At 54.8% G+C, this 12,030-nt stretch carries 11 protein-coding genes; 3 read left to right on the forward strand and 8 right to left on the reverse strand.

Going from position 1 to position 12,030, the window contains the following annotated elements:
• Position 1 precedes the first annotated feature (1 nt).
• Together Abci_RS12060 and Abci_RS12065 are read left to right on the forward strand one after the other, a co-directional pair.
• Positions 2 to 478, forward strand: coding sequence for a (2Fe-2S)-binding protein (locus Abci_RS12060; RefSeq protein ID WP_048839392.1), 477 nt, complete (start codon positions 2 to 4; stop codon positions 476 to 478).
• Positions 471 to 2,795 (forward strand): xanthine dehydrogenase family protein molybdopterin-binding subunit, encoded by a 2,325-nt coding sequence (locus Abci_RS12065; protein ID WP_048839393.1) that lies wholly within the window; start codon positions 471 to 473, stop codon positions 2,793 to 2,795. The genes Abci_RS12060 and Abci_RS12065 overlap by 8 nt, the downstream gene beginning before the upstream one ends.
• Before the next feature lie 91 nt (positions 2,796 to 2,886).
• Here Abci_RS12065 and Abci_RS12070 read toward each other — a convergent pair whose 3' ends face one another.
• The 7 genes from Abci_RS12070 to Abci_RS12100 form a co-directional block, all read right to left on the reverse strand.
• Positions 2,887 to 3,051, reverse strand: coding sequence for a hypothetical protein (locus Abci_RS12070; protein WP_158319795.1), 165 nt, complete (start codon positions 3,049 to 3,051; stop codon positions 2,887 to 2,889).
• Positions 3,051 to 4,175, reverse strand: coding sequence for a hypothetical protein (locus tag Abci_RS12075; protein WP_146806737.1), 1,125 nt, complete (start codon positions 4,173 to 4,175; stop codon positions 3,051 to 3,053). Before Abci_RS12075 ends, Abci_RS12070 begins: the two co-directional genes overlap by 1 nt.
• A 216-nt stretch (positions 4,176 to 4,391) precedes the next feature.
• Positions 4,392 to 4,826 carry a SufE family protein gene (locus Abci_RS12080; protein ID WP_048839395.1) on the reverse strand — a complete coding sequence of 145 codons (435 nt, stop codon included), beginning with the start codon at positions 4,824 to 4,826 and terminating at the stop codon, positions 4,392 to 4,394.
• Positions 4,826 to 6,139: an ATP-dependent protease ATPase subunit HslU gene (gene hslU / locus Abci_RS12085; protein ID WP_048839396.1), complete on the reverse strand. Its 1,314-nt coding sequence runs from the start codon at positions 6,137 to 6,139 to the stop codon at positions 4,826 to 4,828. The genes Abci_RS12080 and hslU overlap by 1 nt, the downstream gene beginning before the upstream one ends.
• 12 nt (positions 6,140 to 6,151) lie before the next feature.
• Positions 6,152 to 6,745, reverse strand: coding sequence for an ATP-dependent protease subunit HslV (hslV, locus tag Abci_RS12090; RefSeq protein ID WP_048839441.1), 594 nt, complete (start codon positions 6,743 to 6,745; stop codon positions 6,152 to 6,154).
• 48 nt (positions 6,746 to 6,793) lie between these two features.
• Positions 6,794 to 8,800 (reverse strand): response regulator, encoded by a 2,007-nt coding sequence (locus Abci_RS12095; RefSeq protein WP_048839397.1) that lies wholly within the window; start codon positions 8,798 to 8,800, stop codon positions 6,794 to 6,796.
• A complete protein-coding gene (locus tag Abci_RS12100; protein WP_048839442.1) occupies positions 8,784 to 10,586 on the reverse strand; it encodes an ATP-binding protein in 1,803 nt (600 codons plus the stop codon). Before Abci_RS12100 ends, Abci_RS12095 begins: the two co-directional genes overlap by 17 nt.
• 372 nt (positions 10,587 to 10,958) lie before the next feature.
• Between Abci_RS12100 and Abci_RS12105 the strand changes: the two genes are divergently transcribed.
• Positions 10,959 to 11,372, forward strand: coding sequence for a hypothetical protein (locus Abci_RS12105; protein WP_048839398.1), 414 nt, complete (start codon positions 10,959 to 10,961; stop codon positions 11,370 to 11,372).
• A 60-nt stretch (positions 11,373 to 11,432) separates the two neighbouring features.
• Here the strand turns inward: Abci_RS12105 and Abci_RS12110 are convergent.
• A partial coding sequence (locus Abci_RS12110) for a hypothetical protein (RefSeq protein ID WP_048839399.1) occupies positions 11,433 to 12,030 on the reverse strand: 598 nt, incomplete at its 5' end.

Consider the following 12,030-nt stretch of genomic DNA (forward strand, 5'->3'; position numbering starts at 1 on the left):
TATGATAAAGTTTAAACTCAATGGCCGTGACGTAACCGTCGATGTGCCAGATGATACCCCGCTCCTGTGGGCGCTGCGTGATGAACTAGGCCAGACCGGCACCAAATTTGGGTGTGGGGTTGGCCAGTGCGGTGCCTGCACCGTACATGTCGGGGGGCGTGCCACACGCTCCTGCATCACACCCGTCAGTTCCATCAACGGGGCAGAGATTGTTACAATCGAAGGCCTGGACCCGGACGGCAAGCACCCCGTGCAGGAAGCATGGCGTGATATTCAGGTACCGCAATGCGGCTACTGCCAGTCTGGCCAGATCATGCAGGCGGCAAGCCTTTTGAAGGATTATCCGGACCCAACGGATGAACAGATTGATGGTGTTATGGGCGGAAGCCTATGCCGCTGCATGACCTATATTCGTATTCGCAAGGCCATTAAAAAAGCCGCTGCCGCCATGCGTGAGGAGACAGCATCTCATGGGTAAACTAGAACAGATTGCTGCCCGGCAGGACCGCGCTGCGAGCCTGAAAGCAAGCCGCCGCGGATTTTTGATGACCGCCATGGGGTCTGCCCTCATGTTTGGTTTTGCGCGGGAAAGCAAGGCAGCGCAGCTTTACCCGGCATCAGCCACCATGCCGGGCAATGGCGCGTTCGAACCCACTGTCTGGTGTTCCATCGGGCCGGACGGCACGGTCAACATCAATGTTATCCGCGCAGAAATGGGCCAGCATGTGGGCACTGCCCTCGCCCGTATTATTGCAGATGAAATGGAAGCGGACTGGAGCAAGGTCCAGATCACGCAGGTTGATACAGACCCCAAATGGGGCCTGATGGTCACAGGTGGTTCCTGGTCCGTATGGATGACATGGGATGTCTTCCGTCAGGCTGGGGCTGCCGCACGCACCGTCATGGTGGAAGAAGGCGCCAAACTTCTTGGCACCTCTCCTGCCAACTGCATTGCCCGTAATGGTCGGGTTATCGCAGGCAGCAAATCCATCTCCTACGGTGACATTGTCAGCAAGGTGCACCCTACCCGCACTTTTACACCGGAAGAAATGGGCAAGCTCCCCCTGAAACCAGCGTCTGAACGCCGCCTGATTGGCAAGGACGTCAAGTCTCTTGATATTCCGGCTAAGACGGATGGCTCTGCCATTTATGGTATTGATGCCAAGCTGGACGGCATGGTTTATGCCCGCCCCAAGCTGCCCCCAACCCGCTACGGCTCCAAAGTTGTTTCTGTAGATGATACGGACGCCAAAAAGGTTAAAGGCTATATTCGCTACGTTGTGCTGGAAGACCCGTCTGAAACGGTTCCCGGCTGGGTTGCGGTTCTGGCATCTTCCTACCCGGCGGCCATTCGCGCCACGGATGCCCTGAAAGTTACCTGGACACCAGGCAAGACAGCCAAAGTGTCCGAGCAGGACATCATTGAGCACGGCCGCAAGCAGATTGCTGAAAAAACCGGTGGCTCCTGCGTGTTTAATGACGCTGGCGTAGATGAGGCCTTCAAATCCGCAAAGCAGGTTTTTGAGCGCACCTATACCTGTGCGTCCGTACTGCATTACCAGCTTGAACCCACTAACGCCCTTGCCCGCCTGCAGGATGGCAAGTGGGAAGTGCATTGTGGCAACCAGTGGCAGTCCCTGTTTCTGCCAGTCATTGCCAAAGCGCTTCAGGTGCCGGAAAGCGATGTGGTTATGCGCAGCTACCTGCTGGGGGGTGGCTTTGGTCGCCGCCTGAATGGGGACTACGCTGTGCCCGCAGCTCTGATTTCAAAAGCCATTGGTGGCAAGCCAGTCAAACTCATCCTTACCCGCTCGGATGACATGCTGTTTGACTCCTTCCGCTCTCCGTCTATCCAGACCGTGCGCGTGGCGTTGGACGAACAGAAAAACCCGACCGGGTGGGAGCACCATGCCTCTGCTGGCTGGCCAACGCGTGTTATGGCCGCAGCCTTCATGGAAAAAGGAGCCGATGGCAAACCCTACGACCAGTTTGCCATTGCGGGCGCTGACCACTGGTACGATGTTGGCCCCATGCGCGTTCGCGCACTGGATAACGATCTGGCCAGCGATACCTTCCGCCCCGGCTGGCTGCGCTCAGTCAGCTCCGGCTGGACCCCTTGGGCTCACGAAGCTTTTCTGGATGAACTGGCACATGAACTGGGGAAAGACCCCGTTGACTTCCGCCTGTCCCTGCTGACAGCAAAAGGCCGCAATGCTGGCAAAGCACCGGACTCAGTGGGCGGTGCCAAGCGTCAGGCTGACGTGCTGAAGCGTCTGGTGGAAAAATGTGGGTACGGGAAAACCACCCTGCCCAAAGATACAGCCATTGGCATTGCCACCACCTTCGGGCAGGAACGCGCCATGCCAACCTGGACGGCTGGTGCAGCACAGGTGCATGTGGACCGCAAAACAGGTGTGGTAACCTGCCAGAAAATCTGGCTGGTGCTGGATGCTGGGACCATTATTGATCCCGATGGCGCTGCTGCCCAGACAGAAGGCGGCGCATTGTGGGGGCTGAGCATGGCTCTATTTGAGAACACAGAAATTGTCGATGGCAATGTGCGTGACCTCAATCTGAACAGCTACACGCCGCTTCGCATTGCCGATGCACCGGAAATCGACATTGAGTTTGTCGAAAGCACTGAAAAGCCGATGGGGCTTGGTGAACCGGGTGTGACCACTATTGGGGCAGCCATTGCGAACGGTGTGTTTAACGCTGTTGGCGTACGCCTGCGCCACCAACCCATCCGCCCGGCAGATGTGCTGAAGGGTTTGGCAGACCATAAGTCAGCGTAAGCTGGTGAGGGTATAGACTACTCAAACGGCGTTACTATTTGCTTTGCAACAGTAACGCCGTTTTTTATTGTCTCCGATCAAATAAGTAATTTTACGGGTGGCCTGCTTTAACGGCCTGATAATACTCATCTACTGTAAGCGTATGAGTCAGATAAAAACCACGGTACGCATCAGATACGGACGGGTGAAGCCCTGTGTAAAAACCAAAGGCATCAAATGCCAACAAACAGACTATGATGAGAATTTTAATACGCATTACATCACCCACCGTCTCTGATTATACCACAGAATAGTTGTAACAACATGCAACAAGACCATGCCCACAAACACACACCCCATAAAACGGCGTGACCGCGACACTGTGGCATATGCCAGAAACTGTATTGTAAATGGATTACTGAAAATAAACCGCTCTATAGACTCTACACCTGTGGATGAAGCAAGCAGTGCGGTTACGCCAACAACAAGAGCGTTCAAGCTCCATTGCTGTTTGCACATTCTCCAGATGACGATAAAGCCCAAGACAGCAAAAATACCGTATTTAACCTGATGCTTATTTGTAAATGCATCGGCAACATGCTTCAGGAAAAAGCCAAAATGCCTATTCCATGCAATTTGCACATGCGCAAAGGCAAACCCATCTCCCATAATGTGGAAAAGGTATAAAACGTAAAGCGATAACCCGGCCCCCGCAGCACTGACCAGAAGTAAGCTGTCTGTAACTCTCTCTTTTTGCGCCAGACGTTCCTTGGGCCATGAATGGAGCAACCACCATGCAGCCATCACAATCGCCATAACAAAGCCAGTTGGCCGTGCCAGTGCCATCAGCGCACAGATAAGAGCAGCCCATACGACTTTATGGCTACGAAGTGCAACAACAGTACCGACAAGAAGAACGCCGTAAATTCCTTCTGAATACTGCGCCATGTACCAAATATTAAATGGGTAGCAGACGAAAAAAAGCGCAAATAATAACCTGTCTACCGGCATACGCCGCAAGACAAGGTCACGATAGCTCAGGAAAATCAGTACCGGCCAAAGCAGAAGATTGACAAGCAGGCCTGAGGTTTTTGCACTCAAAAAACTCACGCTCTTCAGGCCACTTACCAATAAGGGGTAAAGTGGAAAAAACGCCCAGTTTGCCTGCGTTCGCCGCGAGGCATCATCAAGCAGCGGCAGCGTTGTGTAACCATCTGTCACAACACTCATATACCAGGAGCAATCCCACTGACAGGACGCTGAAATAAACCCACCCCAAGGTAGTGCAATAAGTGCTGAAAAAAATACGCCTAACAGACAACATAGACCAATGACCACGCCAAATTGCCCGTCAGAGGAATTGGCTATCCCCTGCACACGACACAATATTTTTCCAAACATGCTTCGCTTTTACCTAGATAAAAAACATAGTCTTACAAACTTAAAATCGGGCTTTTTATAATAGTTCTATGAAAAATTTCTTCATTATTTTTTATGGAGTGTCACATCCTGAAACCAGAAAGGCAAAAATATGCCTGACCCTCAGTACCGTGCCCGCCTTGAGCCTGACCAACAAGGCGGGAGCACAGCATTTTTCACAAAATAATTAAGCGCTGATTACTGGGCCGCAGCAGAACGGATGGCACGCGCCATGGCTTCTACGCCATTGCCCCGGTTAGTAGAAAGAGCCTGCACCAAACCCAGATCATGCAGAAATTTAGGGTCTGTTTGCAAAATTTCAGCTTTAGGCCGACCGGAATAAACCCGCAGAAGTAACGCCACCAGACCACAAACAATGGCGGCATCAGAAAGGCCTGCAAAATACAGGTCTTCCCCCTCCGTCCGGGCCTCCAGCCATACCTGACTTTGGCAACCGGGAACCCGGTGTGCATCATCACACCATTCCTTGGGGAAATCAGGCAGCTTACGGCCCATTTCTATGATGTACTGGTAGCGCTCCATCCAGTCATCAAACAAGTCCAACTCATCGCGTATGGCCTCAATTGCTTCAGCAGCAGTATCTTCCTGAGGCAGTACAAAAGGTGCGTCCATTAGAGAATAAACCGGCTAAGATCACCCTTGCGGGCCAGAGGAGCCACCTTGTCCTGTACGAGCGAGGCAGCAACGGTCACATGCTCGCCCTTACGGTCCGATGCTGTGAAAGAGATCTCTTCCAACAGCTTTTCGAGCACCGTGGCAAGACGCCGTGCACCAATATTTTCAACACGCTCGTTAATATCTGCAGCAAGTTCCGCCAGCGCGTCAATTGCCCCATCTTCAAACGTCAAGGTCACCCCCTCAGTTTGCAGGAGCGCCGAATACTGTTTGAGCAGAGAATGCTCAGGGTCTGTCAAGATACGCCGTAGGTCGTCCCGGCTCAAAGGCTGCAATTCCACCCTGATGGGTAAACGCCCCTGCAATTCCGGCAGCAGGTCAGACGGTTTAGCCAGATGAAAAGCCCCTGACGCAATAAACAGAATATGATCCGTTTTAACCGGGCCATATTTTGTGGAAACTGTTGTCCCCTCAATCAAAGGCAGCAGATCACGCTGCACCCCTTCACGGGACACATCGCCTCCTTTTGTGCCGTTTTCTGAAGCGCGGGCGCACACCTTGTCAATTTCATCAATAAAGACAATGCCGTTATCCTGGGCGTGGGCCACTGCCTCACGCGTAAGGGCTTCATTATCCAGCAGCTTGTCCGCTTCTTCCCGCTCCAGGTAAACGCGGGCTGTCGCAACCTTCAGTTTACGTTGCTGCGGTGCGCGGTTCATGAAGCCTTTCATCATCTCACCAAAGTTGATGACATTCCCCGGCATGACACCGGGCATCTCGCCCGTGCCAGATGGGGCGGCTTCTACAACCTGAATATCCACTTCCTTGTCTTCAAGCTGACCAGACCGCAGCATGGTCCGAAATTTGCTTTTGGTATCAGCAGACGCACCTTGCCCTACCAGAGCCTCTACCAAACGCTCTTCTGCCGCCTGCTCAGCCTTTGCTTTCACATCGCGCCGCCTGACATCACGGAGCATGGTAAGGGAGGCTTCCACCAGATCACGAATAATGCTGTCTACATCCCGACCGACATAGCCAACTTCTGTAAATTTTGTTGCTTCAATTTTCAGAAACGGGGCCTGAGCCAGCTTGGCAAGCCTACGGGCAATTTCGGTTTTCCCGCAGCCGGTTGGCCCGATCATGAGGATATTCTTGGGTACAACCTCTTCACGCATACCGTCTGCCAACTGCGCCCGCCGCCAGCGGTTGCGCATGGCTATGGCAACGGCACGCTTGGCATCCGCCTGCCCTACAATAAAGCGGTCCAGCTCAGAGACAATTTCACTCGGGGAAAATGTTGGTGCTTCCATGGTCTCTCCCCCTCACTCTGCCACTGAGCGCGCGGAGAGTGTTTCTACACGCACGGAATGATTGGTATAAACACAAATATCGCCAGCAATTTTCATAGAGCGGCGTGCAATGTCCTCTGCACTCAGCCCATCAACCGTCAGCAGGGCGCGTGCAGCAGACAGCGCAAAATTACCACCTGACCCAATGGCGATAATGCCATCTTCTGGCTCCAGTACGTCCCCATTCCCGGTTAGCGTGAAGGAATGCTCAGCGTCCGCCACGGCCATCATGGCTTCCAACCGACGAAGGTAGCGGTCTGTCCGCCAATCCTTTGCCAGTTCAACACATGCGCGTTCCAACTGATTGGGGTAGCGCTCCAACTTGGCTTCCAGGCGTTCCAGCAGCGTAAATGCGTCTGCCGTAGCCCCCGCAAACCCGGCCAGAATGGACCCTGATGGCCCTATACGCCGCACTTTGCGGGCGTTGCCTTTTATGACGGTGCTGCCAAGCGTTACTTGGCCGTCACCCGCCATGGCGACATCCGGCCCACGCCGTACACAGAGGATAGTGGTCCCGTGCCATCCCACGGGATCATGCGGAGAGGAGGCTGAATGAAAGCTTTGCATCATAGTCACAAAACATAGGTGCTCGCCACGCCAGCACAAGAGGCAAGGCTACGCAGCCAGCATGGCTCTGACATCCGCCAGCAAGGCATCCCGCGTGTAGGGCTTGTGCAGAACAGTGACACCAGTAGGCAACAAGCCCAGATCTGTATAGCCTGTGACAAACAGAACCGGCAGATGCGGCCTTTGCTGCTGTATGCGCCGTGCGGCCTCGTTCCCATTCATGCCGGGCATCATGACATCCATTACGACCAGAGCAATTGCTGGGTTTTTTTCAACTATAGCAAGTGAGTCCTGTCCGCTGGAGGCTTCCACAACATCATACCCTGCCCGCCGGAGGAAACCAGCCGTGACCGCCCGTACTCCGGGTTCATCATCCACCACGAGAATAACGTTGCCAGCCTGTAAATCAGGCAGTGCGGGGCGCGGCTTTTGGGGAAGCGGCGTTACGCCTTGCTGCATAATCGGGTGGTTGGTGTTGGCGGCCATGGCAGGCAACCAGAGCTCGATGGACGTACCGCCACCGGGCACGCTGTCCACGCGCACCTCGCCACCGCAATGGTTGATGAAACCATAAATCATGGACAGGCCCATGCCCGTGCCCTGCCCCATGTCCTTGGTGGTAAAGAACGGGTCAAAAATACGGGCCTGCATTTCCTCGGTCATGCCTACGCCGGTATCCAGCACCTGCACAACCACCCATGCATCTCCCGGCACGCCAGAGGAGGTACGCCCCAGCAAGCGGGCGCTTTTTCTTACGGACACGCTGATGGCGCCATCATCCGGCTGTGCATCCTGCGCGTTGACGCACAGATTAAACACCGCCAGCTCAAGCTGGATGGCGTCTGTCCAAACAACAGGCAACGCCTCATCCGGCAGGTTAAACTGCACACCACTAATACGCCCCGCCGCTTCAAGACTATCCGCACCCAAAGCGTCCTGAAGGTCCTGCGGGACCTTCCCGTGCATCATAAAGCCTTCAAGATCCCGCAACAGGGCAACAACATCCACCTGCTGGCAGGACAAATGGCGCGGGCGGCTGAAGTCCAGCAACTTCTGTGTCAGCACACTGCCACGGCGCGCGGCTTCCATGGCGTTGCCATACAGGCGCACAACGCTGGGCTGCTGCGGGGGCTCAAGGTCCTGAACCAGTTCCAGAGACCCCATGATAGCGGTGAGCAGATTATTGAAATCATGCGCAATGCCGCCAGCCAACGTGCCAATGGCCTGCATTTTCTGGGCTTGCCGCAAACGCTGCTCAAGATTGAGCAAATCCGTAACATCCCGGTCTATCACAATGGAATAATCAACCAGATCGGACGACGCGCGCGGCACTTCCTCTCCGTCATTCCCATTGCCAAGACGGATACGTGTCAGATCATGCCAGCGCACCTGCCCGGAAGGTGTGGAAAGCTTGAGTACCTGCTGGTCTCGCCCCCCACCTGACAGAACAGGTTTTGCTTCATCCAGGCTAGCCAGACGGTCGCCATCCACAAGTTCATCTTCTTTTTTGCCAAGGCAGTCCTGAACAGAGTGTCCAAGCTGCTTGGCCATCTGCGCATTAATACGGATAAAGCGGCCCTGTTCGTCCTTGAACGCAAGGCCAAAGGGCAGGTTATCCAGCAGGCTCCGTAACAGCCGCTGCTCACAGTCCAGTTCTTTTTCCAATTCGTACCGACGGGCAGCCTGCCCCACCATGGACAGTAAGGTTTCACCATCCCAGGGTTTGTACGCAAAAAAGGAAATCTGCCCCCGGTTCAACGCGGCTTCCACAGCTGTAATATCTGCATAGCCTGTCAGCAGGATGGCACCGGCGGATGAGATATGGCGTGCCTGCGCCAGAAAGGCATCGCCAGTCATGTTGGGCATACGCTGATCAGAAATAATAACGGCAACATCAGGCTGCTGCGCAAGAATAGCCAACCCCTGCTGACCAGAAGATGCCGTGTAAACCTGATAACTGTCTTCCAGCAGATCTGTCAGGGCGACAAGTATTTCCGGCTCATCGTCTACAATCAGAACGATCGCCCTGCGCTTCAACTCAGGCAGCGTTGTCACTGCGCTTCTCCTCTACAGGCCGATACGGCACGCGCAAAGTAAAACAGGCCCCGCCATTTTGCATGTTGGTCACAACAACACTCCCACCATGAGCCTGTACAACGCCATAAGCTGTGGCCAGCCCTAGCCCAGTCCCTGAGCCTACAGGTTTTGTTGTAAAAAAGGGTTCAAATATCCGTTCCTGCAAGCTTTCCGGAACACCTGGGCCTGTATCACTAATGCGGATGACATAATCCTGACCGGACTCCCGGTCCGCAGCATCTTCCAGAGCGGAGAAAATCTCTATTTTATCGTTCTGAGTGTTTTTATATTCTTTTTTTTCTGAACTGCGTTTTTCTAAAATAGCATCTGCCGCATTACTCACAATATTCATCACCACCTGATTAACCAATGCTGCCTGACAAAACAGTTCGGCAGGGGCATCCAAGTGGCAGGAAACCTGAATTTCCTGCCCCAATTTGGGAGCCAAAAGTGTTAACACCATACTCAGGGCTTCAGGCACGTCCAGACGCGCAAATTCCCCCTCTTCCAACCGCGAAAAACGACGCAGACTGGCTACAAGGTCGCGCATTCGTGATAACCCGATCAGGGAAGCTGAAAGCCGTTCTCCCCCTTTGCCCAGTGCGGCCTCTGCCTCCTGAAGGTCGCCGTCCTGCACCGCCGCCAAAGCACGAGAAATGCTCCGGCTTACCGTATTCTCATGCGCAAGCACAAAAGCCAGCGGGTTGTTGAACTCATGCGCAATACCGGCGGCCAGTTCCCCCAACGAGGCCATTTTGGCCGACTGAACAAGCTTGGCCTGTGCTTCAATCAGTTTGCGGTTTGCCGCAGCAAGGTCTGCGTTGACGCGGCGCAGGGCATCAGCCAAAGCCATACGCGCGCGCGCACTTTCAATATGCGCATCTTCCCGGCGCATTTCGTCCTGCAAAATTTTGCGGCGGATCAAACTGCCAATACGGGCCATGAGCAGGTCTGCGGAAATCGTCGCATCCACCAGGTCATCCACACCCGCGCCAAAGGCAATAGTGGCGGTCTGGCCAACAACCTGCCCGCTTGGCACCATACCCAGAATCCGGGTGCATTGCCGGTTGCGCCGCCGGAGCGCCACAAGCGTACGGGCCACTTCCAGACCATCGAACTGCGGGCACGAAAGGTCCACCAACACACAATCAGGATGATAGTGCGGCGCGGTCGTGTCGCCTGACTCAAGCTGAGTTACATCTTCCAGCAAAGTTGCCGTGTCTCCGCTTTTGCGGAGAAGGGTCAGGAGGGCGGGCTCATTTCCAGCACTGTCCTGACCCGCCGGTATGGCATGTGGCCATGACCACAAAAGGCCTCCGGGTGCTGTCACGACCATGACAGAAGGAGCCTGAAACGTAGCTCCCTCGCGCATGGGCAAATCATCTTCATATTCACGCAGCAGCGTACAGATGCGGAACATAAGCAGCAGGGGGTCCGACGTCACGCAGAAGCAGGCATCAGCCCCACGCTCGAGCATTTCTTTTTCAAGCTGAGGGTCTGCGGTTTCCGTCAGCACAACAATCGGGATACCACGTGTGACAGCGTTTAGCCTGAGCTTTTGGCTCAAGTGAATGGCTGTCATATCCCCCAGATCAGACGGGACAACCAGCAGTTCGGGCAAAGCCTGCTCAAACGCAGTAAAGGCCGAAGCCCCGTTGGGCAGCACGCGAACAGAAAACCCACGCTGTTGCAGGAGATGCACAAACCGCTCTTCTACGGCGCTTGCAAGCCCCGCAAGCCAGACCGTGCAGGACAAAAAATTCATAGGGCTTTCCCCTCCGGCCTGAGCACACGCAGCCTTAGATAAGGGGGAAAGTGCCATTGTTTGTGCTGTTCCCAACGTGCCTGCTATCTTCCGGCGTTATAATAAACCGGTTACGATCAGGGCTTAAGCCCATAGCGTCCGCTTACTTCTTTCATGAGCATATTTTAATTTTTCATTAAAATGAGAATTCATAGCCTCACAGTTTTGTGACGACCGGCCTGTGACCTGTAAGGCACCCCCACCATGATTTTATGGCCAGACAGTGCGCGAGCCCCGGCTCTTGTGTATAGTCCGCCACACTGAAAGCCCGCGCAGAAAGCCTACCGCTTATGTGCAGCACTATCTTGGCCGCCTTAAAGGAACGACCCCGTTATGGACCAGCCGCATCGCGCCGAATATTCCCGTCCGCCGCTCTCCACCCCTCGCACGGATCTGTCTAGCTCACCATTTGCACTGCGCCTGGTGCGCACTGGCATCTGGTCCGTCTGTTTCTTCATCTTTTATTTTGTGCAGCAACTGGCAGAACTTCTCGCCCCTCTGCTGCTGATAGCCGGTGTCTTGTGGAAGGCGCTGCCCGCTGTTGTTGGCTCACTCTCCCACGCGGCAGCATCTGCAGACCCACAGGCGCGTGACGCCATTGGTTCGGTAGCCTCGGCCATTCCGTCCCATATCGTTATTGCCGGACATGATCTGACAGCCGGTGGCCTGATCTGGGATGGTATTCTGCTGATGGCGCTGGCCGCTGCCGGTGCGACCCTTGCAACCGTGGCTGGTAAAAACGTCTGACTGTATCAGCTCATTTTGAGCACTCCAGCGCCTGTAACGCGCTGGAGCATTTTAGCCCGATTAATGTAAGCGCCCCGCTGGTGGCCACATCTGCACAATACTGTCCCACCAGTACCATGCCCCCAGCAGCACACTCAAAGCGCAGACAAGGCTAACACCCCACGCCACGCGCCAAAACCCTTCTGTAACGAGCAAACCGCTGAAGGATGAAGCCGAAGTCAGCGCATTACTTTGCGCCTGCGCAGGCTGTACAGCCCCCTGTGCCGCAGCGTCTCCGCTCTCAACCGCAGGACGTGCGTTCTCGTTAGAACGTTGCGCGATTTTACGCACAAGGGCGTTTTCTGACACGACCCGCCAAAGGTTAGCGTAAACCTGCCCCACACGCTCTTTTACGCTGGGCTCATGCGGTGCCACAGGCTGATTAGGCGTATGATACGCTGCGGGCAACTGCCCCTGAAAGGCCGTAACATGCGGTTGGATCACCTTGCGCAAGGTATCCTTCTGTTCGTCCCCATCAGTACCCACACCACGCTCGGTTTCCTGAGCGGAGGAAAGAGCGCCTATACGCTGTGCCCGCAGGGTTGCTGACGCCGCAAAATATCTGGCGGGGTCAACCGCAGGTTTCTCTGGCTCTGGCTCTGGCTCTGGCTCTGGCTCT

Origin of the sequence: Acetobacter cibinongensis (assembly GCF_000963925.1) — a bacterium.
Classification (GTDB): Bacteria; Pseudomonadota; Alphaproteobacteria; order Acetobacterales; family Acetobacteraceae; genus Acetobacter; species Acetobacter cibinongensis.

What these genes read in the sequence shown, in the direction of transcription:
- Abci_RS12100 (WP_048839442.1), bottom strand. Translation starts at nt 10,586, where the DNA reads ATGAATTTTTTGTCCTGCACGGTCTGGCTTGCGGGGCTTGCAAGCGCC.
- Abci_RS12065 (WP_048839393.1), top strand. Translation starts at nt 471, where the DNA reads ATGGGTAAACTAGAACAGATTGCTGCCCGGCAGGACCGCGCTGCGAGC.
- Abci_RS12060 (WP_048839392.1), top strand. Translation starts at nt 2, where the DNA reads ATGATAAAGTTTAAACTCAATGGCCGTGACGTAACCGTCGATGTGCCA.
- hslU (WP_048839396.1), bottom strand. Translation starts at nt 6,139, where the DNA reads ATGGAAGCACCAACATTTTCCCCGAGTGAAATTGTCTCTGAGCTGGAC.
- Abci_RS12105 (WP_048839398.1), top strand. Translation starts at nt 10,959, where the DNA reads ATGGACCAGCCGCATCGCGCCGAATATTCCCGTCCGCCGCTCTCCACC.
- Abci_RS12075 (WP_146806737.1), bottom strand. Translation starts at nt 4,175, where the DNA reads ATGTTTGGAAAAATATTGTGTCGTGTGCAGGGGATAGCCAATTCCTCT.
- hslV (WP_048839441.1), bottom strand. Translation starts at nt 6,745, where the DNA reads ATGCAAAGCTTTCATTCAGCCTCCTCTCCGCATGATCCCGTGGGATGG.
- Abci_RS12080 (WP_048839395.1), bottom strand. Translation starts at nt 4,826, where the DNA reads ATGGACGCACCTTTTGTACTGCCTCAGGAAGATACTGCTGCTGAAGCA.
- Abci_RS12070 (WP_158319795.1), bottom strand. Translation starts at nt 3,051, where the DNA reads ATGCGTATTAAAATTCTCATCATAGTCTGTTTGTTGGCATTTGATGCC.